The sequence below is a fragment of the Thalassospira sp. UBA4513 genome, from assembly GCF_002388495.1.
Lineage (GTDB): Bacteria > Pseudomonadota > Alphaproteobacteria > Rhodospirillales > Thalassospiraceae > Thalassospira > Thalassospira tepidiphila.
Window position 1 is genome coordinate 55,268 of record NZ_DGMR01000008.1, and the last position, 25,349, is coordinate 80,616.

Here is a 25,349-nt window from a genome sequence, read left to right on the forward strand (position 1 = left end):
AATTCGATCTGTTTTAAGCGAATGCCATCGGTCTTGGGTGCCACCACAAGCCCAGCACAGCGCGACAGGCCTGACAACATCGTGGTTGCTTCGCCCAGCATCTGATCAAGTGAATAGCCCGCCTGTTCACAATTTTTGGTCAGTTGGTCGCGCTCGGCATTTGGAAGGTCACCAACTTCCATCAGGGCATTCACAAACAGGCGCAGGCCCTTTTCACTGGGCAGGCGTCCCGCCGAAATGTGCGGCGCGACCAGAAGACCCATTTCTTCAAGATCGGACATGACATTGCGAATGGTCGCCGCCGAAAGGTTTTCCGACATGCGACGCGCAATTGACCGCGATCCGATCGGTTCACCGGTTTCGACATAGGCATCGACAATCTGGCGGAACACTTCACGTGACCGCGCATTCATGTCGCCCAGCAATGTATCGTCAAAATGCGCCATGTGTTGCGTGCCAATTGATCCAGATGGATGAAGCGTAAAACGTGAGGAGAATTTAGTCAGGCAAACGCATTGCGTCAATTGCACGGCCTATTGCTAAGCCGAGCTTGTAAATTTGGTCGAAGTTGTTGGTTTAACTGCTTTGCGCCAGGATTGCACCAGAACAGATAAAAACATCCGGGGAAACTGCTGGACGTTTGGTGGGTCACATCTTACTTTGGGCCAAATTTTTCAGGACAGTTTCGCTTCGTGCGCGGGCATTCAAGTCGCCACGAACGCAAGCCCAGACAACCAAGAGGTTCCTTCTCATGCGCCCTTCCGGCCGTACCCCCGATCAGCTTCGCGATGTAACGATTGAAACCGGCGTTTCCAAATATGCTGAAGGCTCGTGTCTGATCAAATTCGGCGACACGCATGTGATCTGTACCGCCACGGTCGAAGACAAGGTACCAGGCTGGATGCGCAATTCCGGCAAGGGCTGGATCACCGCTGAATACGGCATGCTGCCGCGCGCAACCGATAGCCGCATGCAGCGCGAAGCCGCCCGTGGTGGTCAGTCCGGCCGCACCCAGGAAATCCAGCGCCTGATTGGCCGTTCGATCCGTGCGGTTGCCGATATGAAAGCCATGGGCGAAATGCAGATGCGCCTTGATTGCGATGTCATTCAGGCCGATGGCGGTACGCGCACCGCATCGATCACCGGCGCGTATGTTGCGGCCCATCTGGCGTTTCAGGGCGTGCGCCGCCTTGGCCTGATCAAGGAAATTCCGCTGACCCAGCCGGTCGCAGCGATTTCATGTGGTATCTATGAAGGTGAAGCGGTGCTTGATCTTGATTACGCCGAAGACAGCAATGCCGGGGCCGATGCCAACTTCGTGCTGGCCGGCAATGGCGGCATTGTCGAAGTGCAGGCAACCGCCGAAGACGTGCCGTTTGATCGCGCATCCTATGATCAGATGTTCGCGTTGGCGGAAAAAGGCTGCAAGGAATTGTTCGCCAAGCAGCGTGAGGCGCTTGGGCTTTAAGGCACCTTAATTTTAACGGCGGGCATCGGGCCTGCCGTTTTTTCGCATCAGTTGGATATCGCAGTTTCAGGCAAGACCATGGCCCGTCGTTTCACGGAAAAAAAACTCGTCATCGCCAGCCACAACAAAGGCAAGATCAAGGAAATCGCCGAACTTCTTGAACCGTTTGGCATCGAGGTCTTCTCGGCCGGTGAACTTGATCTGCCCGAACCCGAAGAAACCGAAAAAACCTTCATTGGCAATGCGCAGCTGAAATCAACGGCCGCGGCCAATGGGGCCAATCTTCCGGCCCTTGCCGATGACAGCGGTTTGGCGGTTTCGGCCCTTGATGGCGCACCGGGGATTTATTCCGCGCGCTGGGCCGGTCCGGACAAGGATTTCGATATGGCGATGGAAAAGGTCAAGAACGGTATTGGTGATCATCCGGACCGCCGGGCATCGTTCATCTGTGCCCTGTCGCTGGCCTGGCCGGACGGGCATGTCGAGAATTTCGAAGGCCGGGTTGAAGGCGAAATCGTCTGGCCCAAACGTGGCTCGCACGGCTTTGGCTATGACCCGATTTTCCAGCCCAAGGGCTACGAGGAAACCTTTGGCGAAATGGACCCGGCGAAAAAGCATGAAATGAGCCACCGGGCCGATGCCTTCCGCCAGTTGGTCAAAGCCTGCTTCGAAGACTGATTTCAGGTTTTATCCACCTGCATTGAACTTATGCACGCATCGCGGATGTCATCATCGGCGGTGCGTGTTAGTTTATCGGCCAACATTTCCGCGATTGAAAAGAGTCCCGCGTGTCCGCAGCCTCAAGTGAAACCGTGCCGTTTGGCATTTACATCCACTGGCCATTCTGCCTGTCGAAATGCCCGTATTGCGATTTCAACAGTCATGTTGCGAACAGTGTTGATCACGCGCGCTGGCGCAAAGCGCTCCGGGCGGAGCTTGCACACGGTGCGGCTCGTCATCCGGGACGGACAGTGGGATCGGTGTTCTTTGGCGGCGGCACGCCATCCTTGATGTATCCGGAAACCGCCGGGGCCTTGATCGAGGACATCAAATCTTTCTGGCCGGTAACGGATGATCTTGAAATCACGCTCGAAGCCAACCCCGGTACGGTCGAAATTGACCGGTTTTCGGCCTTTGCCGCCAACGGGATTAACCGGGTGTCGATTGGCATTCAGGCGCTGAATGACCGCGACCTGAAATTCCTTGGTCGCCTGCACAGTGCCGAGGAAGCCATGCGGGCCCTCGATGTTGCGACCTCGGTGTTTGATCGTTTTTCGTTTGATCTGATTTACGCCCGCCCAGAACACGATCCCAAGGCCTGGCGCGCGGAACTGCGCGAAGGGCTTGGCATCGCCAATGGACATATCTCGCTTTATCAGCTGACCATCGAGCCGGGCACACAGTTCTATACCCTGCATCAGCGCGGCGATCTGGTCGTGCCGGACGAAGACCTTGCGACCGAACTTTACGAGATCACCCAGGAAGAGACCGAACGTGCCGGCTATCGATGTTACGAGGTGTCCAACCACGCCAAACCGGGGCAGGAAAGCCGCCATAACCTGGTGTATTGGCGCTATGGCGATTATCTGGGCATCGGGCCGGGCGCGCATGGCCGCGAGGCGGTGATTGGTGCCGATGGCAACACCACGCCGATGGCGGTGCGTCGTCACCGTGCGCCCGATATCTGGCTTGATCGCGTGGAAAAGCATGGGCACGGCACGCAAGAAGAAACTGTTCTTGAGGCCGATGAACGCCTGCTTGAAATGGTGATGATGGGCTTAAGGCTGAATGAAACCATTCCGACGGCAAGGTTTAACCGCATCATCGGCAAGGGGCCGCGTGATGTTCTCACGCAGGATCGTCTCGAAACCCTGATCGAGTCCGGTGATCTGATTTGTGATTCTGCGGGGCTTCGCGCCACCGATCAGGGCAGGAACCGTTTGAACGGAGTTCTCGCCTATTTGTTCGACCATGCGGTGTAAGCCCAAAACCCGCAAAACACCCAGAAAAACCGCCCAATTGGCGGCGATGGTGCAGGTGCCTGATTTAGTTTCACCAAACCATCAAAAAGTTGGTTGACACTTAAGCCTGACCGCGTATATTCCGCCCCGTTCCGGCGGGTAACCCCGGACAATACCACAAGCCCCTATGCCCAGGTGGCGGAATTGGTAGACGCGCTGGCTTCAGGTGCCAGTGGCCATTAGGCCGTGGAAGTTCGAGTCTTCTCCTGGGCACCATACCCCAGCACATTTCCGATGTGCTGGGGTATTGTCGTTTTGGGGCTATACTCGTTTAATGCTCTCCAATTGCTGTGTGATGCTGTGTAAAAGCTCGAACGCTATTTGTCTCATTGTCGGAAGTATGGGTCCTTCATCAAATAGCAGCTTACCTCCAACACTGAGCTTCATATTTTGAGCTTTGCCACGTGTTAGGCGGTGATAGTTACCGCCCAGTTTAGGATCAATGTGTGCCCCACCATCTTTGTCTCGTAAATATGCGGTGAGCTTATTCCTTGAGAGGTTTCGGTCATCGTGGTCAAGGATCACGTCTTGGTGCCACCATTCATTGAAGGAGAGCCACTTACTGTCCTTAAGCGAGCTATCGTAAAGCGGCTCGTAAAGTGTCGGCTTAGGGTGGTTTTTGGCAAGACAGAGTAGCCTTGCACTCTGATGATACATTTTAGTATTTGGGTCGATGCCACGCGCTTTAAGGTCGGCGCGGATCAGTTCAAGAACTGAATCGCTCAGCGCTCCAGTATCAATGAACTTAAATTGATTTTTGACACCGAGTTGACTGAGGAGGGAGAAGCTCTTTTTGCTGTCATGCAACAGAATCATCACATGATTGGCTAGTCTTTTTGCTTCACTTTTGTAGCCGGTGTCGAAAATTGCCGATGACCTACGGAGAAAATCGATCTGTTCTTCAAGTGCTTCTAACAGGTCCTCTCTTGCTCTTTTTGGCATACGTTTATGTCTACCTTTGTTTTAAATCTATAGTTTCAAATCAACTATATTGATCGCGGCTGAATTTATGTAGAGCTTTTATGTCGTTTCTGTAGAAGCGAATTAAGAGCTGCAAAAAGCCCAACTGTACTCTGACTTTTGCGGTGCGATGCGCGGTTTGCTGTGTTAAGAACAGGCAAATTTTGACATTTGGAGAACCGCGATGACCAATTTCCTCCATCTCGGAGATCTGCCGGGTGACCTTGACCTTGGAAAGGTCGTGGCCATTGACAGTGAGACCATGGGCCTTAACCCGCACCGCGACCGTTTGTGTGTCGTGCAGCTTTCAAGTGGGGATGGCAACGCCCATCTGGTCAAGTTTGATGGGGAAGATTACAGCGCGCCGAACCTGAAAAAGCTTCTGGCTGATCCGTCGGTGTTGAAGCTGTTTCATTTCGGGCGTTTTGACATCGCAGTGATGGACAAATATCTCGGTGTGCGTTGCGCGCCGGTTTATTGCACCAAGATTGCCTCCAAACTGGTGCGCACCTACACCGACCGTCATGGTCTGAAGGATGTGCTGCGCGAGACCGTCGGGGTCGAGATTTCCAAGCAGCAGCAGAGCTCCGACTGGGGTGCAGCCGAGCTTTCCAAGGAACAGATCGATTATGCGGCCTCGGACGTGCTGTATTTGCACAAGGCCAAGGAAGAGCTTGATCGTCGTCTGGCGCGCGAAGGGCGTACCGAGATCGCGCAGGCCTGTTTTGACTTCCTGCCGACCCGCGCGACGCTTGATCTGGCGGGCTGGGAAGAAACCGATATTTTTGCCCATTCATAAGGTCGGCATAAGGCCGGTTAACCGTCTGTGAAGATTGGCGGTGTATGGGGGTGCAATAGAATTGACCCCCACGCCAACTGGGTTCATAGTTTTGGCCCAATGATCTTGCAAGATGGGTCAAATAGCCTATCTCCGGGCGGGAAACGCTAACAAGAAACAGATGACAGTGACCCCAGTCTCAAAAGACGTCTCAAACGAGTCCCCCAAAGTGCCAGCACCGGCGAGTGACGCCGATCTTGCCATCGCGCGCCGTGTTCTTGATATCGAGGCCAATGCGCTGCGCGAGCTTGCAGACTCGCTTAATGGCGAGTTCTGCAACGTCATCAACCTGATCGAGGGCCTGAAAGGCCGTCTGGTTGTTACCGGCATGGGCAAAAGCGGCCATATTGCCAAGAAAATCGCCGCGACCTTTGCCTCGACCGGCACCCCGTCCTTTTTTGTGCATCCGGCCGAGGCCAGCCACGGTGATCTGGGCATGATTGGCAAGGATGATGCGGTTCTGGCCCTGTCCAATTCCGGCGAAACCCCGGAACTGTCTGACATTATTGCCTTTACCCGGCGTTTTAACGTGCCACTGATCGGTATGACCCGCAAACCGGAAAGCTCGCTTGCCAAGCAGTCCGATTGTCCGCTGGTCCTGCCAGCAAGCCCGGAAGCCTGCCCGAACAAGCAGGCACCGACGACATCAACCACCGCCATGTTGGCCCTTGCCGATGCGCTGGCGGTGACGTTGATGGAGCGGCGCGGCTTTACATCCGAGGATTTCCGCACCTTCCACCCCGGCGGCAAGCTGGGTCAGCGGTTGCTGCATGTCCATGATGTCATGCACGGGGTTGATACCCTGCCGCTGATTTCGCCCGATGCCCTGATGGCCGAGGCGCTTGTCACCATGACCAGCCATTCGTTTGGCTGTGTCGGTGTGGTTGATGATACCGGTGTTCTGGCCGGGATCGTGACCGACGGCGATTTGCGCCGTCACATGGCCGATAATCTGGTGGCGATGAAGGTGGGTGATGTCATGACCACTGGGCCGAAAGTAACCAGTGCCGATGCCCTGGCGGTTGAGGCACTAGCCATCATGAATGACCGTTCGATCACATCCCTGTTTGTCTTGGATGACGGTGGTGTGCCGGTGGGGCTTGTGCATATCCATGATCTGTTGCGCGTCGGGGTGGCATAACGCATGAGCACAGAGGGCACGCCACAGGTCGAAGACCGCGAAAAAAGCCAGAAGGCAGCAGCGCATGACGAACGTCAGGCGCGCCATGAGCGTGGCTTTTCGCGTGATCGCATGCCCTCGGCCCGGCGCAATGTGCGGATCAATCCGTTCCGCCGTGTCATCGTCAATATGCTGAAATTCGTGCTGCCGCTGATCGCGATGACGATCATGGCGCTGGTCGTCCTATGGCCGCAGATTGAACAGGTTCAGGATAGCGGTTTTCGGCTTGGCTTTTCGACCTCGCCCGAGGATCTGATGGAAAATGTCGCGATGAGCAATCCGCGCTTCTTTGGCGTGGATGGCAATCGTCAGCCCTTTACGGTGACCGCCAGCGAGGCCGTTGAAACCGACGCAACCGAAACACGGCCCGATCATGTCTATCTGTCCGGTCCGCAGGCCGATATTACGCTGAATGACGGATCGTGGATTGCGATGACCGCCAATGAAGGCTTCTATACCGAAACCGACGGGATGCTTGATCTGGTGGGGACGGTCAATATGTACCACGATAACGGTTTTGAAATTCACACCGAGGAAGCAGAAATCGCCATGAATTCCGGCAGTGCCAGCGGCGATGTACCGGTTGACGGGCAGGGGCCGTTTGGCACCATTGCATCGGATTCCGGGTTTGAGCTTGAAGACAAGGGGGCGGTGATCCGCTTTTTGGGGAAATCCCGGCTGGTGATTTTCGACAGTGCATTGAATTCGACGGAGCAATGAGAGGGAAGTCATGATTGCGATGCCGCATCTCGCCCGCAAGACTGGAACGCTGCTGACACCCCTTATGCTAGGAGGCCTTATGCTGGGTGCGGCCGCGCTTGGCCTGTTGGCCATGGCAAAGGATGCTGCGGCCAATCCGTTGGGTTTGGCCCAGAATGGCAGCGGCGGGCTTGAAGTCGAGTCTGATAACGGCATCGAATGGCGCCGCAATGAACAGATCTTGATTGCCCGCGGCAATGCGGTGGCCAAGCGTGGTTCCTCGCGCGTCGATGCCGACGAGTTGCAGGCGCTCTATCGTGATCGCGACGGCAATAGCGAGATTTACCGCATCATCGCGGTTGGCAATGTCAAATTGTCGTCCGATACAGATGTCGCGGTCGGTGATCGCGCTGTCTATGACATTGACGAGGCGGTGGTTGTTCTGACCGGTGATAATCTTAAATACAGCACGCCCAATGAAACCCTGACGGCGCGCGACAGCCTTGAATATTGGGAGACGGAGCGTGTTGCGGTTGCACGCGGGGACGCGGTTGCGGTGTCCGAGGATCGCACGCTGCGCGGGGATGTTTTGACCGCGCGCTTTGAGGCCGGTTCGGATGGCGCAAACGAATTGCGCCGCATCGACGGGCAGGGCAATGTGAATATTCGCACAGCAACAGAGTTTGTTGTTGGCGATCAGGGTGTTTATGATGCGAAAACTGGTATCGCCACCCTTATCGGATCGGTTAAGATCACCCGCGGGGAAAACCAGTTGAACGGGGATCGTGCCGTGGTCGATCTGAATACCGGCATCAGTCGTCTGACGGCTGACGGTAATGGCGATGGCAAAACCCGCGTTCGGGGCCTTCTGGTTCCGCAAAAAGACGAAAACAACAGCCCGGCCGATGCCGGGACCGGTAACTGAGAAAGGTCGGTCATTTGTTCTGGTCGCGCAAAAGCGTAAAATCCGACAACGCAAAGGCGACAGCTGTATCTGGCAGCGCACAGCCAACTGACGGCGGGGCAAGTGGCCCGCGCCTGATCACCACCAACAAGGGTCTTGTGGCGCATAATCTGGGCAAAAGCTTTAAAAAGCGCCCGGTGCTGAAAGATGTCTCGGTTTCGGTGCAGCGTGGCGAGGCGGTTGGCCTTCTGGGTCCGAACGGGGCTGGCAAGACCACCAGTTTTTATATCATTACCGGGCTTATTGCCGCAGACCGCGGAACTATTTCTCTTGATGGGCGCGATATCACCATGATGCCGATGTATCAGCGTGCGCGCATGGGAATCGGCTATTTGCCTCAGGAAGCCTCAATCTTCCGGGGCATGACGGTTGAACAGAACATCATGGCCGTGCTTGAAGTGGTCGAGGATGATCGCATCAAGCGCGAACAGTCGCTTGAAGACCTTTTGGCAGAATTTGCTATCGAACATTTGCGCCGCACACCGGCCCTGGCGCTTTCGGGCGGGGAACGCAGGCGTTGCGAGATCGCGCGTGCCTTGGCAGCCCATCCGAACTTTGTTCTGCTTGATGAACCACTTGCCGGGATTGACCCGATTGCAGTGGGTGATATTCGCGATCTTGTACGTCATCTGAAAGATCGTGGCATTGGGGTCTTGATTACTGACCACAATGTGCGCGAGACTCTAGACATTATCGACCGGGCATATATCTTGCATGATGGTCGGGTTTTGATGGAAGGTGGTCCTGAGGAAATCGTCAGAAACGACGATGTACGAAGGGTTTATCTGGGCGATCGTTTCAGCCTTTGATAACACCCACCAGACCGTCAACCAAGTCTAGGGGGAGTTCGGATTGACACGGGGTAGTGCATAAATGGCCCTGAAGGCGCGTCTGGATCTACGCCAGTCCCAGTCACTTGTCATGACTCCCCAGCTGCAGCAGGCAATCAAACTGCTGCAATTCAATAATATTGAGCTTTCCAATTTCATCGACAGTGAACTGATGGAAAACCCGCTGTTGGAGCGGGCCGATCCCGGCCAGACCTATGCCGAGGCCGGTGATGGTGCGGTTGGCAATGGCGATGAAGGCCTTGATAGCCGATCAAACGACAATTTCACTGACCGCGATGACCGGTTCGGCACCGATCGCCTGACGTCCAGCGAAACGATGGGCAGTGATGACGGCCCGCTGGATGTTTCAAGTGACGCGCTTTATGGCGGTGAAGGTGAAATCACCCGCAACGGTGAACCGGTTTCAGGCAGTCACGATTATTCCGCGCCCTATAGCGGCGGTGCGGGTGGCGGTGCTGGCGGTGCTGGCGGTTCGGCCGCGGGTGGGGATGACCTTCCGGGGCTGGAACAGACGCTGGCTGATGAAGCGACATTGCGCCAGACCCTTGATGATCAGCTCAATATCGCCTTCGCCGATGCCATGTCGCGTATGATCGGCAGTTACCTGATCGATATGCTTGATGAAAACGGCTATATCAGCGGCGATCTTGATGAAGTTTCCGAATCCCTTGAATGCGATATCGCGGATGTCGAACGCGTTCTGAAGGTCATGCAGGGCTTTGACCCGGTTGGCATTTTTGCCCGCGATCTGGCGGAATGTCTGGAATTGCAACTGCGCGAACTCAACCGGTTTGATCCGGCGATGGCAGCCCTTCTGGCCAATCTTGATTTGCTGGCCAAGCGGGACTTTGACCGCCTGCGTCGGGTGTGTGGTGTCGATTCGGATGATCTCCATGACATGATCGCCGAGATCAAAACCCTTGATCCGCGCCCAGGCAAGACCGCCGATGGCGAAATCGCAACTCCGGTGATCCCGGACGTTTTGATGCGTGCGGCGGGCAATGGCAACTGGCATCTGGAACTGAATTCCGAAGCCCTGCCGCGGGTTCTGGTCAATGAAGACTATGTCGCCCAGATTGGGTCGGGCCTGCGCGATCGCGAAGAGCGCGGTTTCATGAGTGAGAAGCTGCAAAGTGCCAACTGGCTGGTCAAGGCGCTGCATCAGCGTGCGACCACCATCATGAAGGTCGCCAGCGAAATCGTGCGTCAGCAGGACGGGTTCTTTACCCACGGGGTTGCGCATCTGCGGCCACTGATCCTGCGCGACATCGCCGAAGCAATTGGCATGCATGAAAGTACGGTTTCACGTGTGACCAACGGCAAGTTCATGTCGACGCCGCGCGGCATGTTCGAGCTGAAATATTTCTTCACCACGGCAATTTCATCTTCAGATGGTGGCGATGCCTATTCGTCCGAAGCGGTGCGTCACCGGATCAAGTCCTTGATCGACAACGAAGAACCCAAGAAGATTTTGTCGGATGACAAACTGGTTGAGCTTCTGGGCAAGGAAGGGATCGACATCGCGCGTCGAACAGTGGCAAAATACCGCGAAGCGATGCGCATCCCATCGTCAGTGCAGCGTCGGCGCGAGAAAAAATCACGTGCTTCCTAGCACGAATTTATCGAAAAAACGCACCTTAAGGTGCTGTAATTCAAGGGAACATACCCATATCTTGACTTGGTAATGACGAGGGAATATGGTGCGCCCACCTACGAGAGGGGCACCAAACTGGTATGTCACTCAACCGGGGATAGGCGATCCATGCAAATTACGGTTATCGGTAAGCAACTTGACGTTGGCGATGCTTTTCGCCAGCACGTCGTCGAGACCTTGGACCCTGCAGTAGAGAAGTATTTCGATCACGCGATTGAAGCCACGGTGACCGTCACCAAACAGGCACATCTCTATCACGCGCAGATTTCGGTCCATGTCGGCAAGGGCATGATGGTTCAGGCCAAGGCATCAGCGAACGAGGTTTATCCCGCGTTTGATGCCGCCTGTGACAGAGTGGCCAAACAGTTGCGGCGTTATAAACGGCGCCTGCGTGATCATCACGCAACCCGTGACCACTATGAGGAGGCTCGCCTGGAGGCGATCCACTATGTGATCGCACAGGAAGATGAAGATCAAACGGACGATAATCACACAAATGGCTTCGAGCCTGTGATTGTTGCCGAGACACCCGATCGCATCGATACGCTTTCCGTTGGGGAAGCTGTCATGCGGCTCGACTTGGGGGACATTCCGGCACTGATGTTCCGGAATGGCAAACATGGCGGACTGAACGTTGTCTACCGTCGCTCGGACGGAAATATCGGCTGGTTGGACCCAAACGATAATGAAGCGAGTGGCGCGTGACAGAAACAGATTCCGAGCCAAACAACGCAACGCGAAAAATGGACATATCATCTATTCTTACTCCGTCCGGAGTTATTCCGGCACTGCGTGCCGGTGCGAAGAAGGCTGTGCTTGAGGAACTTGCCGAAAAGGCCGCCGAAGTTACCGGCCGCCCTGCAAGCGAGATTTTCTCTGTCCTGCTTGACCGTGAAAAGCTTGGCAGTACCGGTGTCGGTGGCGGTGTCGCGATTCCGCATGGCAAGCTCAATGATCTGGACCGCCTGTATATGGTTTTTGCCCGTGCAGGCAATCCGATCGAGTTTGACGCGGTTGATGAACACCCGGTCGACCTTTTCTGCATGCTGATTGCGCCCGAAGAAGCCGGTGCTGATCACCTGAAGGCACTGGCACGGATTTCCCGTCTGCTGCGCAATCAGGGCATGTGCGACAAGCTCCGCGGTGCCGGATCTGCAGATGCGATCTACGCATTGCTGACCCAGGACGAGGCCGAACAGGCCGCCTGAAAAGGTCAGTGAGTGGCGGGTAACCCCCGTAACAGACACAAGATTTAAAAAACCGGACGCCTGATTGGCGTCCGGTTTTGTTTTGGAATAGTGGACCCGTCGGTGGGCCGGATTTGGTTTCTGATCTGATCAGGCTTCGGCAGTCTTGGGTTCTTCGGGGTCCTTTACGTCTGTCAGGCGGGCGGCCAGAACAACGAGATAAAGCACCGGAATGCCGATCACAGCTGTGCCGATAAAGAACCAGCTATATCCGACCGCATCAACCACCGTGCCCGAGAAGCCGGCAAGGATTTTCGGGAACAGGGTCATGATCGAACTGAAGATCGCGTACTGCATCGCGGTGAACGAGATATTGGTCAAGCCCGACAGATAGGCGATGAAGGCCGCCGTTGCGAGACCACCCGACAGGTTATCGGCCATGATGACAACGACAAACATCGTGGTGTCGGGGCCAAGCTGTGCCATGAAGGCAAACAGGACATTGGTGATCGCCGATAACAACGCGCCAAGAAACAGGATCCGCACCACGCCATAGCGGACCGACAGAACCCCACCCAGGAAACTGCCACCAATGGTCATGAACAGGCCGAATGTCTTGGAAACGGCGGCGATTTCTTCCTTGGAATAACCAAGGTCGGTGTAAAACACGTTGGCCATCACGCCCATGACGATATCGGCGATGCGATACACCCCGATCAGGGCCAGGATGACGATGGCCGCCTTGCCATAGCGGTCAATGAAGTCCTTGACCGGCGAGATGTAGGTTTCCTGAACCATGCCGGTCGGTGTCAGGCCAACCCGGGTGGTGAGCCAGGCAACAAGGATGGCAAATCCGACCGAAATGGCCAGTTTGACGGTACCGGCAATGAAGCCTGACAGCTCGCTGATCATGCCGCCGTCAGTCAGGGCGGTTTTCAGCGGATTGGTGATCTCCCCGGCATAGACATTGGCAAGGATGAAGGCGACCACGGTAAGCGCGAACATCGCCAGAAACCGGACATAGTCCGATGTTTCGTGGAAATATTTGCTGTCGAGCTTTACGACCTTGGGCTCGCTGACAAGTAAGGTGGTGATCACACCCACACACATCGCAAGCGCCATGCAGGCATAGGCTACCGTCCATGCATGGTGTTGATAGGTACCTTCGGCTTCAAACAATCCGGCAATGGTCAGGGCCCCGGCACCAGCGACGATCATGCCAATGCGATAACCGCCGATATAGGCCGAGCTCATCATCGCCTGAAGGTCGGCATCGGCGGCCTCGATGCGATAGGCGTCAATAACAATGTCCTGGGTGGCCGAGGCAAAACCAAGGGCAACCGCGGCAAAGGCCATCATGGTCAGGTTTTCTGCCGGGTCGGTCAGTCCCATCCACAGGATGGCGGCGATGATGCCGCCCTGGGCAATGATCAGCCAGCTGCGCCGACGGCCCAGAATGCCGTGCAAAACTGGCAAGGGCAGACGGTCAATCAGTGGCGCCCAGACAAACTTGAAGGAATAGCCAAGTGCCGCCCAACTGAAATAGGTAACAGTGGAACGATCCACACCTGCTTCGCGCAGCCATATCGACAGGGTGGAGAAAATCAGAAGGATGGGAATGCCGGCCGACAGTCCCAGAAACAGCATCGTGATCACGCGCGGATGAATAAAGGCCCCAAAGGCCTCGCCCCAGCTTCGTTTTTCTGCGCTGTGCATCGATTTCCCCCAACTTGAAGCATGCTGTCATGAAGCTAGGGCAAACAGGTTAAGGAAAGCCGAAACATCGGGCTGTATGGCGAAAACGCGAACAGCAAAAAGGCCGATCCATATGGACCGGCCTTTTTGAATTCGGCTTGGCAAGAGAAAGGCTTAGCCTTCTTTCTTGCGGCTTTCGCGCTTACGCACGTTCGGATCAAGGTGCAGCTTACGGATACGAACGCTTTTCGGGGTCACTTCGACCAGTTCATCGTCCTGAATGTAAGACAGCGCTTCTTCAAGCGACATACGACGCGGCGGTGTCAGCGTAACAGCTTCGTCCTTGCCCGATGCACGAACGTTGGTCAGCTTCTTGCCCTTGAGCACATTGACTTCAAGGTCGTTGTCACGGTTGTGTTCACCAATGATCATGCCCTGATAGACGCGTTCGCCATGTTCGATGAACATGATGCCACGATCTTCAAGGTTAAACAGGGCGTAGGCCACTGCTTCGCCCTGATCGTTGGAAATCAGCGCACCGTTACGACGGCCAGCGATAGAGCCCTTGACCGGGCCATAGGAATGGAACACGCGGTTCATAACGCCGGTACCGCGGGTATCGGTCAGGAATTCACCGTGATAACCGATCAGGCCACGCGACGGCGCAATAAAGATGATACGGGTCTTGCCGCCACCAGAAGAACGCATGTCGGTCATCTCAGCCTTGCGCAGGCTCATTTTCTCGACCACGACGCCGGAATATTCCTCGTCAACGTCAACCTGGACTTCTTCGAACGGTTCGGACAGAACGCCGTCGATTTCCTTGAACAGAACGCGCGGACGCGATATCGACAGTTCGAAGCCTTCACGACGCATGGTTTCCACCAGAACGCCCAGCTGAAGTTCGCCACGACCGGCAACCTCGAATGCGTCCTTGTCTTCGGTTTCACCGATCTTGATCGCGATGTTGCCTTCGGCTTCGCGTTCCAGACGGGCACGGATCATGCGCGAGGTAACCTTGTCACCTTCCTGACCGGCCAGCGGCGAGTTGTTGACCGAGAAGGTCATCGCTAGGGTCGGCGGATCGATCGGCTGGCTTTCGATGGCGGTGGTAACTTCGGTGGAGCAGATGGTGTCAGCCACGGTTGCCTCGGTCAGACCGGCAATCGCGATGATGTCACCGGCGACGGCTTCTTCCTGCGGGACACGTTCCAGACCGCGGAAGCCCATCAGTTTCGACAGACGGCCGGTTTCAACCGTGCCATCGCCACGAATAACCTTCACCGGCATGTTGAGTTTCGCACGGCCCTGATAAACACGACCGGTCAGAATACGACCAAGGAAGTTATCGGCATGCAGCATGGTTGCCAGCATGGCAAACGGTGCTTTTTCATCAACGTCCGGTGCCGGAACGTGGCTCAGAACCAGTTCCATCAGCGGGGTCAGGTTTTCTTTCGGGCCTTCCGGGTTTTCAGCTGCCCAGCCGTCACGGCCGGATGCGTACAGAACCGGGAAGTCGAGCTGTTCTTCGGATGCTTCGAGCGACACGAACAGATCGAAAATCTCGTCGAGGACTTCCTCGGCGCGCTGGTCCGGACGGTCGATCTTGTTGATGATCACAATCGGCTTCAGACCGAGTTTAAGCGCCTTGCCCAGAACGAATTTGGTCTGCGGCATCGGGCCTTCGGCCGAGTCAACCAGCAGGACAACACCTTCAACCATGGACAGGATACGTTCGACTTCACCACCGAAATCGGCGTGGCCCGGGGTATCGACGATGTTTACGCGGGTTTCGCCCCACTGAACGGCCGTCGGTTTCGCGACGATGGTGATGCCACGTTCACGTTCCAGGTCGTTGCTGTCCATGGCGCGTTCGTCAACACGCTGGTTGTCACGATAGACACCGGACTGGCGGAACATGGAATCGACCAGCGTGGTTTTGCCGTGGTCAACGTGGGCGATGATGGCGATATTGCGCAAGCTCATGGGCGCGGACTCCAGAAATAAAAATGCCGCGCGCCGGGTCATGCCCATGCGCATCGGTCAGTAAGTAAGTGTTTCAAGGCCAGTAGATATTCAGCAACAAGCGCGATGGTTGCCGCCGGTATCACCGGTGGGAAACCCACATCAACGTATGTGCTGAATGTTTACTGGCCCGGATCGTAATCGTGCAGATATACCCGAAGGCCGCCCTGTCATAGCCAATGTTAAGGCGAAAGGCCAGCGTTGTAAGCGCCATGTCGGGTTGATTATTCTGCAATGCGGGCTGTTTGCGCCAAACTCTGGACAAAGTCAATGATTGTGTTGCGCTGCAGCGCCATGCAAACCCGGCCTTCGCGACAGAAAAAACGGGACGGCAACGAATTGTTGCCGTCCCGTGAAATCTTTCAAACATCCGCACTCTTTATATAAAAGAGCGATCAGAGTGCCTTTGCGATCAGTTCCTTGAGATCCGCATCCGGGCGGGCACCCATATGCGAAATCACCTCAGCCGCACAGATCGCACCCAGCTGACCACAGATCTCAAGGGTGTGACCCTGGGTGTAGCCATACAGGAAGCCGGACGCGAACAGATCGCCAGCACCGGTGGTGTCGACTACTTTGGCGACCGGTTCGGCGCTGATTTCATAAAGTTCGTTCTGGCTTACGATGACAGCACCCTTTTCACTGCGGGTCAGGGCAGCAACGCGGCAATGCTTGCGGACTTCGGCCAGTGCCTCTTCAAAGGTCTCGACCTCGTAAAGCGACTTGATCTCTTCCTCGTTGGCAAACAGGACGTCGATATGGTCGTCGACCAGTTCGCGGAAGGATTCGCGGTGGCGATCAACGCAGAAGGAATCAGACAGGCTGATCGAAACCTGACGACCGGCATCATGGGCAACCTTGGCGGCCTTGACGAAGGCATCCTTGGCTTCGGGGCGATCCCACAGATAGCCTTCCATGTAGGTGACTTTGGCGGATTTGATCAGATCTTCGTCAATATCATCCGGGCCAAGCTCCGTGCAGGCACCGAGGAAGGTGTTCATGGTACGGTGACCGTCCGGGGTGACAAAGATCAGGCAACGCGCGGTCGGGGAACCCTCGGTCGCAGCCGCAGAATCAAACGCGACACCAATCGCACGGATGTCATGGCGGAAAACCTGGCCCAGCTGATCATCACGCACCTTGCCGATGTAGGCACCCTTGCCGCCAAGGGCTGCGATGCCAGCCATGGTATTGCCAGCCGAACCGCCCGACATCTCAAGGCCCGGGCCCATCTGGTCATAAAGCGCATCGGCCCGGTCGGCATCAATCAGGGTCATGGCGTTTTTGACAAGCTCAAGACGCGCAAGGTCTTCTTCCTTGCAGTGGGCAAGGACGTCGACAATGGCGTTGCCGATCCCGACGACGTCGAATTTGGTGTCGTTCATATAGTAAATTCCTGCGGTTATGTGGGCTCAGACCCTGATTTACACGGCACAGTGAAAAATCGGCAAGTCACGCCGCGCGTGCGTTGGCCTCGTCATTTTCAGTGCGCCTGATACTGACTGTTGCGGAGTATAGGGAATGGGATTTTCGGTGCAAGCTTTGCAACTGTTTCGTGCCCGGTCGTTTAACCTGTCCTTAACTCCCAAAAAAACTGCAAAAGATGTTTTTTTGGGAGTTGATCGGTGAAATTCGATCTGGATCCGGTTCGAATTTATGGGGCACGACTGCAAAAATCGATTTTGAATGCGGACTGCCAAGAACGGCTAGGCGCAAAGCCCCGGAAATCAACGGTTCGGGCTTTGTTTAGGTTTTTCGCAGGTAACAGCGCGCAAATAGCGCGAAAACCCCGCAAAAATACCGAAACAAGAAGATTTATATGATTTTGAAGGGCCAATTCGCCCGGTTTTGTGGTGGAGAGGTTTCAAGACAAACCGGTTTGTCTTTGGATAGATGTAAATAAAAAATGCTATAATGTGAGATATAAATAACTTTATATAATCCTAAATGTAAAAAATAGCTATTTCACAGCCAAACGGGATGGCGGCACCTTGGTCTGGCACATCTCGCCAAATGCGACATTTCCGGTCCGCAGCACAGGATTTTTGGGCGCTATTTCGGGGTTATTTATCGGGGAAAAGCGGGATCGGCGCATTGTCGTCTGCCGATACGGTGTCGTCCTTGTCGGTGTAATCCGGCACGACCTGGTTCTTTTCCGTATGTGCCGTTCCGGGGCCCGCTTCATGACGAACCCTTTCATACAATTCTTCGATTACCGCTTCGATCCGGGCGCGATGAAGCGGGTCTTCGCAGCGTTTGACGAACTGTTCAAACGCACCAAGCGCCATATGGTCCTGGTCAAGGCGGGCATAGAGCGCGCCAAGCTGATGCCAGAGCCCTTCATGGTCCGGCGCGATCAGCAAACTGTGTTCGACAACACGGGTTGCGAGCTCCAGCTCACCGGCGCGAAGCGCCCGTACCTTTATGTTGTTTTGAAGCCGTAACAAAATATCGATGTCGGATGACGGCCGGTAATGATGGGGGGCCAGTTCTGCATCAAGGCCGCTAAATGACTTCAGCAATTCACGTAATTCTGCCGGGCCGAGACTGATCGCGCCATGGAACGGGTCGATCATCTTGCGTTTGCCATTGGCCTGCACACGCAGCAGGAAATGACCGGGAAAATCAATGCCGGTGACGGCAATGCCGCACCGCATGGCCGCGTGGATATAGAGCATGCCAAGGGCAACCGGCAGGCCGCGCTTGCGCTCGATCACCTGCATCAGATCGGCATTGGCAATGTCATCATAGTTTTCCGCATCCCCCTGAAAGCCATTGCGTTCGGCAATCACGGTCTGCAGGGCGCGCACGACCTGATCAATGGTCGGCTCGGCTTCCTTGTCATCAACCGGCAGGGCCTGCTGATCCGTGCCGTCGGTGGCAAGATCGGGCTGCAAGGTCAGACCGGCCAACTCGGCGCGGACCTGATCGGCGAGATCATCCAAAATCGCAATGAACGGCACGACATCGCGTTTATGGGTGCCGTTCGATTGATTCAGACGGGCAAAATGCAGGGCTGCCTCGGCCACGCTGGCGTCAGGTTTCAGGCCCTTGCCATAATCGACAAGCCATTGGCGATCCGGATCGGTCGGTGCTGTTATGTGGCTTACGGTACTGATGGCTCAGGTTCCTTGTCGGATGGCATCGTCTTTCAGACGGATATGACTGACAACCCGTTTGACATAACTGGTGTCCCGGGCATGTGAAATCACGCGACTGCGTTCATGGTCGTCCTGGGCAATTCCCATCAGATGGACGGTGCCATTGACTGTCTCGACGCTATAATTGATGGCGAAAACATCACCATCAAACATCAATGCAGTCTTGATCTTGGTGGTGATCAACAGATCGCTTGCACTATCAACAAGCGTCAGGCCATCACCAATTTCAATCTCGTTATGAACACTTTTGACCCCGCTAACCTGCCAGCTTAACCGCACAGCTTCAAGTTGATCAGCCACGGTGGGCACCTGACCGGCCAAAAGAACTTCGCCTTCAACCACTTCAATCTCGATATCGAGAAACAGTTTTTCGTCCTGTGCCAGAAACTTCTGCCAGATCTGGGCGGTGATCGCCGTATCACTGACAGCACCGTTAAAGCCGCGTTCCTGAAAGGCGGCAACACCGGCGGTTGCGCCAGCGCCGAGCACAACGGATGTGGGCGTGCATCCGGAAAGCGGCAAAATGCACATACCCGTCAGCAGAAGTGCCCTGGCAAAGCCAAGTGGCCGATTGACCATTCTTATTGGTGACATTAACGGATGTCTCGTCCAGTTCCCCCAAGTCTTACAACGCCCATTATGGCCCGCGGGGGTTAAAGAGACTTAAAATACTGACCGGTTTATCAGTAAAAATGCATTTTTCTGCAAATTCGTGCCTGAAATCGATGTAACAGGGCAACGATCACAGGGTGTTGCTGGCGAATAATTCCGCCCAACGCCCGGGTGACACACCATAAGTCTGGCGGAAATGGCGGTTGAAATGGCTTTGATCGGCAAAACCGGTTTCGGCGGCAATTCCGGCCAGGGGTTGCCCAATCATCATCAATGCCCGCGCCTTTTGCAGGCGACGCATCATCAAATATCGATAGGGTGTGGTTCCGAACCGCGCACGGAAATGCCGGATCAGGCGAAAACGGTCCATACCGGCAACCTGTTCAAGCTCGTTAGATTGAACCGGACGGTCAAAGTTATCTTCCAGAAAGGCGCGCACCTGATCCATGCTTTGGCTGGCCGTAAAGCGCGGGCGCTTCAGTGGTGCCTTGGCATGCAATGACAGGCGTCGGGCGATGTCGCTGACAAACTGATCGCGCAAAAGCGGATCCATGTCGCTTTCAAGTTCCCCCAAAGCCGATGCCATGATCGACCACAAAACTGGGTCCTGAATAACCGGTTCACCGACAAAGGGCAGGGGATCGGCTTCGTGATCAAGGCCCGATCGCAACAGGGCCGGTTCCAGATACAGCATGCGATATTGCAAACCGTCCTCGGTTCCAGCGCCGCCATCATGCAGCTCGTCAGGATGCAGGATGATGATATTGCCCGGATTACTGGCGCGAAATTCCCCGCGATAATTAAAAGTCTGGACACCTTTCAAGGTGATGCCCAGCGCATAGGTATCGTGGCGATGCGGGGTGAACATATTGCCATAGAACAGGGCTTCGATCCGCTCGATCCCCGGTGCAGTCGGGGCCGCAACGAAGCGTTCGCGCTTTTTGCACAAACGTTCAATACCGCGATCATCTGCCTGTTCTATTGCTTCTTTCATTACCGGATCATCCGACCGATTGGAGGAAGTGAATGTTTGATACCAAAGTCGCCCTGATTTTGCGCAATGACCTTGAAACTTGGCAATCCCTGAATGTGACGGCCTTCCTGATGAGCGGCATTGTTGCCCAAACCCCCGATATCATCGGTGAGCCCTATATCGACGCCAACCAGAATATCTATAACCCGCTGTCGCGCCAGCCCGCCATCGTTCTGGCCGCCGATGGCGATACCATCGCGAAAATCCATCAGCGCGCCTTAAATCGCGGTGTCCGGGTATCGGCCTATATCGAGGAAATGTTTGCCACTGGCCACGATGCGGCCAATCGGGATGTATTTGCCAACGCGGATCCTGAAACGGCAAAGTTTGTTGGTATTGGCATTCATGCCGATAAACGCAGTGTCGATAAGATCACCAAGGGTGCGAAAATGCATCCCTAAGCCCAACAAACTGCGGGAATGCCTGCTATGAAACCTGCCAGGCATTCCTGAGATGCTCGATCCTGCCCCAATTTCGAACAATCATCAGATCAAGGCGAAGATCACCCGTATGGCCGATCTTGCCTGCGTAAGATTCAAGGGCACGGGCGATGCGGCTTTGTTGCCTTGGGGTAATGGCATGCAGGGCGGTTGCGCGATCGGTGCGATTTTTGACCTCAATCGCGACCATGACATTTCCGCGTCTGGCAATGATGTCGATTTCACCGACCGGGCTTTTGTGGCGGATGGCCAGAATGCGATAGCCCTTCAGGCGTAACCAGAATTCACAAAGTTTTTCCGCCCGGCGTCCGGCCTTTTCCGCCCGCTTGCGGCTTGATGTTTCATCATGCACAGGACGGGATCGGGCCATGGTCAATCCGGGTCCGACTTGGCAAGTTCAAGGGCACGATTATAAAGGTCGCGCTTCTTAAGACCGGTTTCGCGGGCCAGAATATCGGCGGCATCCTTGGTGCGGTGGGTTTTGATCAGCTCGCTTAGGCGCGCGTCGATGTCTTCGGCACTTGGTTCGTTTTCGCTGGCATCGGCCGGGCCAACAATCACCACGATCTCGCCTTTGGGGGCGCCGGCCTCATTATAATGCGCCGCCAGATCGGCAAGTGTGCCATTGCGGACTTCTTCAAACATTTTGGTTAGCTCGCGGGTCACGGCGGCTTCGCGTGTGCCCCCCAGCATCTCGGCCATATCGGTTAGGCTTGCGGCCAGTCGCTTGGGACTTTCAAGAAAGATCAGGCTGCCCGGGATCGGGGCAAAGCGTGCCAGTTCCTTTTTGCGCGCCATCGATTTGGGCGGCAGGAAGCCGGCATAAAAGAAATGATCGCTCGGCAGGCCAGACAGGATCAAGGCAACAATCGGCGACGCGGCACCCGGGGCGGCGGTCACAGTGAACCCTTCTGCCTTGCAGTCGCGTACAAGTTTGTAGCCCGGATCATTGATCAAGGGTGTTCCGGCATCGGAAATAAGGGCAAGGCCCTGCCCCTTGCCCAGACGATCCATGATTTCGGGGCGCATCTTGGCCGCGTTATGTTCGTGATAGGCGATTCGCTTGGTTTTCACGCCATATCGCGACAGCAATTTCCCCGACGTTCTGGTGTCTTCACACAGGATGACATCGGCACGTTTGAGGATTTCAAGCGCTCTGAACGTAATATCGCCCAAATTTCCGATTGGAGTAGCGACAAGATAAAGACCGGCTGAAAGCGGCAAATGGCTTTCATCATGTTTACTTGCACCCTCGCCCGCATTACCCTGCGGACGAAACGACTTATCTGGAGGTGAGAGTGGGTTGTCCGAAACGTCATCCGTCACAGGATCGGATGCAGAAAGAGGCGCTGCCGTGTCAGGCGTTGTCAGATCGGGATCGGTTTTCGGATCTATTGCCGGCTTGGGGCCGGATTGCGCGCCGGACGGCATCTGTGGTTGTCCTCTCTTTCGGGCTGACCGCTTGTAATGCGACCACGAGTATCACGGACCTTTTCGGCATGCAACGTGATGGGGCGCCGGTTGAAAGTGCCAATCAGCCGGGCGGCAATACCGTTGATCCGAACAGTGCCCCCAATCAGGGCCTGATCCCCGATGCCAGCCCGTGGCCAAGCGATGCTGCCTTGCCCGAGGGCGAGGGCGCTGAGCTGCCGTTGCTTTATAATGACGATGCGGCTGTTTTTGAAAAGCGGGTTGCGTTGTTGTTGCCGCTGTCAGGGCAGCACGGCGAACTGGGCCGGGCGATGCGCCATGCCGCAGAACTCGCCATGTTTGACATTGCCGGCGATGACTTCATCCTGATGCCGATCGATACCGCTGGCACTTATCAGGGCGGGCAGAATGCCGCACGAGAGGCCGTTGATGCCGGTGCCAAGATGATCCTTGGCCCACTATTTGCCGAATCGGTCAGTGGGGCGAGCGAAGTTGCCAAATCGGCGAATGTGCCGGTGGTGGCCTTTTCCAACAATCGCCGGGTGGCGGAAAGCGGGGTTTGGGTCAATGGCCTGATCCCCGAAGACCAGATCGCGCGTGCGGCTGGCTACGCCACGACGCAAGGGCGTTACCGTTTTGCAGCCCTTCTGCCGCAAAACGATTACGGCCGCCAGATCGCAAGCGGACTTAATACCGTTGTCTCGCGCGTTGGCGGGACCCTTGGCCGGGTCGCGTTCTATCAGCCCGGTTCGGAAGATTTGCAGCAAACCATTCGGGACTTTGCCAATTATGACGCGCGGCGTGCGAACCTGCGCGCCCACAAGGCACAGCTTGAAGCCGATGGCAGTGCCGGGGCTAGACGTGCGCTAAATCGTCTTGAAGGGGTCGATACCTTTGGCGAGCTTGATTTTGATGCCCTGATCCTGCCGGCTACCGGTGGCGAGTTGCGTCAGGTTTCCTCGCTTCTGGCCTATTTCGATGTTGATCCATCGGTGGTGCAGTTTATCGGAACGTTTGGCTGGAACGATCCGGGCCTGTTTGCCGAACCGGCGCTTAAGGGCGGAATATTTGCCGCACCTAACCCGGAAAACTGGGAACTGTTTGCGGCGCGTTTCGAACGTACCTTTGGCAGCCAGCCGCCCCGCATTTCAAGCCTTGCCTATGACAGCACGGCACTGGCGGCCCTGATGGCGCGTGATGAAAACAACATGAGCCAACAGACCCTGACCAATCCAAGCGGATTTGTCGGTGTGGACGGTATCTTTCGTCTGACCCCGGATGGTCAGTCGGAACGTGGCTATGCCATCATGCAAGTCCAGCCCGATGGTGCAAAGGTAATTGCACCCGCCCCGGCAAGCTTCGATCAGGTTTTCTGATCTGGATCTTGTTAACTGCTGAAACTTTTAAACGCCTGTCGGATCAAGCCCCGGCATGCGTTTTGTCTTTGTAATTGCACAGATCATTGACGATGCAGTCACCACAGCGCGGCTTGCGCGCCTTGCAGATATAACGCCCGTGCAGGATCAGCCAGTGATGGGCATGGGTCATGAAGCGGGCCGGAACCTTTTTCAGCAGCGCCTTTTCAACCGCCAAAACCGTCTTGCCATTGGCCATGCCGGTACGGTTGCCGAGCCGGAAAATATGGGTATCGACCGCCATCGTATGCTCGCCCCAGGCGATGTTGCGTACCACATTGGCGGTTTTGCGGCCGACACCGGGCAGTTCTTCGAGCGCTTCCTGATCGTTGGGGACAATGCCGCCATGCTTTTCCACAAGAATTTTGGCCGCCGCCATCACGTTCTTGGCCTTGCCACGATAAAGCCCGATGGTCTTGATGTGCTCGATCAATGCTTCTTCGCCAAGATCAAGCATGTCTTGCGGGGTCGAGACGATCTGAAACAGCTTTTTGGTCGCCTTGTTCACCCCGACATCTGTCGCCTGTGCCGAGAGGGCAACCGCGACCAGAAGGGTATAGGGATTGGTGTAATCCAGCTCCCCTTTCGGTTCCGGGTCCGCATCGGACAGGCGCTGGAAAAACTCTTCGATGGCGGCTTTGTTCATCGGGCGGGCCATGGGCTGCGATCTCTTTTTATGTATCGATATTTGGGGTGGGGAGTGTCGTTAATACGCATCCCCTGATCCGATTTACGTGTTGCAAACTATATAAACTGTGAGGGGTGAAAAATCGAATTTTGATTGCAGCTGTCCTGTACACCAGCGCACAATCGGATATCCAGCAACAGGTAACTTACATGCCAAACGTGCCGCGTTCAGCCAAACCGATCTTTCGGGTGGATCTGTTTCCGCCGCGATCGCTGTCGCGCCGGGCTGCCCGCAATATTGTGCTGTTTATAGCCGCACTCACAACGACCATCGGGTTTATCTTCTGGTCGGTGGGCGCGTGGCCGGTGATCGGGTTTTTGGGCCTTGATGTTATCTTGCTGTCCCTGGCGTTTTATTTCAGTTTTCGGTCCGCCCGTCAGGAAGAACGGATCGAGCTTGCGCACGGCAACCTTCGGGTGACACGGATTTCGGTGCGTGGTGAACGCGAGGAATTTGATTTTCAACCCTATTGGCTGCGCGTGGTGTTGGAACGCGGCGAGGATGAACAAGCCGCGCTGTTTTTGCGCACGCATGGCAAAAGTCTGGAAATTGCGCGTTTTCTGGGCGCAGATGAAAAGGAAAATCTGGCGCACAGGCTTGAGACCGTTTTGCGCCAAACCCGCTGCAATCCTGCCGATATTCCGATCTGAGGCCCGTGATCTGAGTGTTTTGCAACCCGGTTATGAAGCAATTCGAAAGCCGGGTTTTGTGCCTTAAAAACCGGCTTTTCTTGCCCATTGCGCCGGTTTATCGGGCCTGAAATGCGGTTGATCGGATCAAAAATGCGGTTTGAAGGCAAAAAACAGCCAAGATTCCCCACTTTGACCGCTTGCGACTTTGTGGCGACTTTCATATATAGGTTCGCGGGGTAACGAAGAAGCCCCAGAAAAATTACGTGTATTACAACCATTGGTCCCAGGAGGTCCTGCGCGGCGCTTCATTTTGGAGGCTGCGGGACGGACCGGCCGCTAAAAGAGGAACTTACTATGGGTAAGATTATTGGTATCGACCTTGGCACCACCAACTC

At 55.5% G+C, this 25,349-nt stretch carries 24 protein-coding genes, 1 tRNA gene and 1 pseudogene; 15 read left to right on the forward strand and 11 right to left on the reverse strand.

Annotated elements, in window-relative coordinates:
* Positions 1-446, reverse strand: a pseudogene (gene hrcA / locus B2T33_RS03045) (heat-inducible transcriptional repressor HrcA); the annotation flags it as partial.
* A gap of 305 nt (positions 447-751) precedes the next feature.
* Between hrcA and rph the strand changes: the two are divergent.
* The 4 genes from rph to B2T33_RS03065 all read left to right on the forward strand — a co-directional run bounded on the left by rph (position 752) and on the right by B2T33_RS03065 (position 3,705).
* Positions 752-1,468 (forward strand): ribonuclease PH, encoded by a 717-nt coding sequence (rph, locus tag B2T33_RS03050; RefSeq protein WP_286791126.1) that lies wholly within the window; start codon positions 752-754, stop codon positions 1,466-1,468.
* A gap of 78 nt (positions 1,469-1,546) precedes the next feature.
* Positions 1,547-2,146: an RdgB/HAM1 family non-canonical purine NTP pyrophosphatase gene (rdgB, locus tag B2T33_RS03055; protein ID WP_197146296.1), complete on the forward strand. Its 600-nt coding sequence runs from the start codon at positions 1,547-1,549 to the stop codon at positions 2,144-2,146.
* 110 nt (positions 2,147-2,256) lie between these two features.
* Positions 2,257-3,450 (forward strand): radical SAM family heme chaperone HemW, encoded by a 1,194-nt coding sequence (gene hemW, locus B2T33_RS03060; RefSeq protein WP_197146295.1) that lies wholly within the window; start codon positions 2,257-2,259, stop codon positions 3,448-3,450.
* Between the two features lie 168 nt (positions 3,451-3,618).
* Positions 3,619-3,705: transfer RNA gene (locus B2T33_RS03065), tRNA-Leu, on the forward strand.
* Positions 3,706-3,750: 45 nt separating this feature from the next.
* Here B2T33_RS03065 and B2T33_RS03070 read toward each other — a convergent pair.
* On the reverse strand, positions 3,751-4,431 hold the full coding sequence (locus B2T33_RS03070) for a hypothetical protein (RefSeq protein ID WP_197146287.1): 681 nt from the start codon (positions 4,429-4,431) through the stop codon (positions 3,751-3,753).
* Between the two features lie 202 nt (positions 4,432-4,633).
* Between B2T33_RS03070 and B2T33_RS03075 the strand changes: the two genes are divergently transcribed.
* From B2T33_RS03075 to ptsN, 8 genes are all read left to right on the forward strand, one after another.
* Positions 4,634-5,248, forward strand: a complete 615-nt coding sequence (locus B2T33_RS03075) for a ribonuclease D (protein WP_008888701.1) — start codon at positions 4,634-4,636, stop codon at positions 5,246-5,248.
* 160 nt (positions 5,249-5,408) lie between these two features.
* Positions 5,409-6,428 carry a KpsF/GutQ family sugar-phosphate isomerase gene (locus B2T33_RS03080; protein ID WP_246878907.1) on the forward strand — a complete coding sequence of 340 codons (1,020 nt, stop codon included), beginning with the start codon at positions 5,409-5,411 and terminating at the stop codon, positions 6,426-6,428.
* 3 nt (positions 6,429-6,431) lie between these two features.
* Positions 6,432-7,187 (forward strand): LPS export ABC transporter periplasmic protein LptC, encoded by a 756-nt coding sequence (gene lptC, locus B2T33_RS03085; protein WP_197146286.1) that lies wholly within the window; start codon positions 6,432-6,434, stop codon positions 7,185-7,187.
* 10 nt (positions 7,188-7,197) lie between these two features.
* Complete coding sequence (locus tag B2T33_RS03090) at positions 7,198-8,091, forward strand: LptA/OstA family protein (RefSeq protein ID WP_197146285.1); 894 nt, start codon at positions 7,198-7,200, stop codon at positions 8,089-8,091.
* A gap of 14 nt (positions 8,092-8,105) precedes the next feature.
* Positions 8,106-8,939 (forward strand): LPS export ABC transporter ATP-binding protein, encoded by an 834-nt coding sequence (gene lptB, locus B2T33_RS03095; protein WP_008888697.1) that lies wholly within the window; start codon positions 8,106-8,108, stop codon positions 8,937-8,939.
* 64 nt (positions 8,940-9,003) lie between these two features.
* Entirely contained in the window at positions 9,004-10,593 is a 1,590-nt protein-coding gene (gene rpoN / locus B2T33_RS03100; protein ID WP_197146284.1) for an RNA polymerase factor sigma-54, read from the forward strand.
* A 150-nt stretch (positions 10,594-10,743) separates the two neighbouring features.
* The gene (gene hpf, locus B2T33_RS03105) at positions 10,744-11,340 is read left to right on the forward strand and encodes a ribosome hibernation-promoting factor, HPF/YfiA family (protein ID WP_008888695.1); all 597 of its coding nucleotides are present in this window, start codon (positions 10,744-10,746) and stop codon (positions 11,338-11,340) included.
* Between the two features lie 38 nt (positions 11,341-11,378).
* Entirely contained in the window at positions 11,379-11,843 is a 465-nt protein-coding gene (ptsN, locus tag B2T33_RS03110; protein ID WP_008888694.1) for a PTS IIA-like nitrogen regulatory protein PtsN, read from the forward strand.
* Positions 11,844-11,972: 129 nt separating this feature from the next.
* On the opposite strand, the gene B2T33_RS03115 is transcribed toward ptsN, so the two are convergent.
* The 6 genes from B2T33_RS03115 to B2T33_RS03140 form a co-directional block, all read right to left on the reverse strand.
* Positions 11,973-13,538 (reverse strand): AmpG family muropeptide MFS transporter, encoded by a 1,566-nt coding sequence (locus B2T33_RS03115; protein ID WP_197146283.1) that lies wholly within the window; start codon positions 13,536-13,538, stop codon positions 11,973-11,975.
* Between the two features lie 153 nt (positions 13,539-13,691).
* Positions 13,692-15,503, reverse strand: coding sequence for a translational GTPase TypA (gene typA, locus B2T33_RS03120; RefSeq protein ID WP_063086392.1), 1,812 nt, complete (start codon positions 15,501-15,503; stop codon positions 13,692-13,694).
* Between the two features lie 434 nt (positions 15,504-15,937).
* The gene (locus B2T33_RS03125) at positions 15,938-16,927 is read right to left on the reverse strand and encodes an adenosine kinase (protein ID WP_286791127.1); all 990 of its coding nucleotides are present in this window, start codon (positions 16,925-16,927) and stop codon (positions 15,938-15,940) included.
* A gap of 678 nt (positions 16,928-17,605) precedes the next feature.
* The gene (locus tag B2T33_RS03130) at positions 17,606-18,571 is read right to left on the reverse strand and encodes a SirB1 family protein (protein ID WP_286791128.1); all 966 of its coding nucleotides are present in this window, start codon (positions 18,569-18,571) and stop codon (positions 17,606-17,608) included.
* A 93-nt stretch (positions 18,572-18,664) separates the two neighbouring features.
* A complete protein-coding gene (locus tag B2T33_RS03135; RefSeq protein WP_143588679.1) occupies positions 18,665-19,297 on the reverse strand; it encodes a BON domain-containing protein in 633 nt (210 codons plus the stop codon).
* A 148-nt stretch (positions 19,298-19,445) separates the two neighbouring features.
* Complete coding sequence (locus B2T33_RS03140) at positions 19,446-20,309, reverse strand: AraC family transcriptional regulator (RefSeq protein ID WP_286791129.1); 864 nt, start codon at positions 20,307-20,309, stop codon at positions 19,446-19,448.
* A gap of 32 nt (positions 20,310-20,341) precedes the next feature.
* Between B2T33_RS03140 and B2T33_RS03145 the strand changes: the two genes are divergently transcribed.
* On the forward strand, positions 20,342-20,749 hold the full coding sequence (locus tag B2T33_RS03145; RefSeq protein WP_197146280.1) for a DUF2000 family protein: 408 nt from the start codon (positions 20,342-20,344) through the stop codon (positions 20,747-20,749).
* A 25-nt stretch (positions 20,750-20,774) separates the two neighbouring features.
* Here B2T33_RS03145 and B2T33_RS03150 read toward each other — a convergent pair whose 3' ends face one another.
* Both B2T33_RS03150 and rsmI read right to left on the reverse strand, forming a co-directional pair.
* Positions 20,775-21,158, reverse strand: coding sequence for a YraN family protein (locus B2T33_RS03150; protein ID WP_197146279.1), 384 nt, complete (start codon positions 21,156-21,158; stop codon positions 20,775-20,777).
* Between the two features lie 2 nt (positions 21,159-21,160).
* Positions 21,161-22,219 carry a 16S rRNA (cytidine(1402)-2'-O)-methyltransferase gene (gene rsmI / locus B2T33_RS03155; protein WP_286791130.1) on the reverse strand — a complete coding sequence of 353 codons (1,059 nt, stop codon included), beginning with the start codon at positions 22,217-22,219 and terminating at the stop codon, positions 21,161-21,163.
* Positions 22,220-22,287: 68 nt separating this feature from the next.
* Between rsmI and B2T33_RS03160 the strand changes: the two genes are divergently transcribed.
* Complete coding sequence (locus B2T33_RS03160) at positions 22,288-23,595, forward strand: penicillin-binding protein activator (protein ID WP_197146277.1); 1,308 nt, start codon at positions 22,288-22,290, stop codon at positions 23,593-23,595.
* Between the two features lie 43 nt (positions 23,596-23,638).
* Here the strand turns inward: B2T33_RS03160 and nth are convergent, their stop codons facing one another.
* Complete coding sequence (gene nth / locus B2T33_RS03165) at positions 23,639-24,280, reverse strand: endonuclease III (protein WP_286791142.1); 642 nt, start codon at positions 24,278-24,280, stop codon at positions 23,639-23,641.
* Between the two features lie 191 nt (positions 24,281-24,471).
* Between nth and B2T33_RS03170 the strand changes: the two genes are divergently transcribed.
* Positions 24,472-24,972, forward strand: coding sequence for a DUF2244 domain-containing protein (locus B2T33_RS03170; RefSeq protein WP_064780179.1), 501 nt, complete (start codon positions 24,472-24,474; stop codon positions 24,970-24,972).
* Positions 24,973-25,349 lie beyond the last annotated feature (377 nt).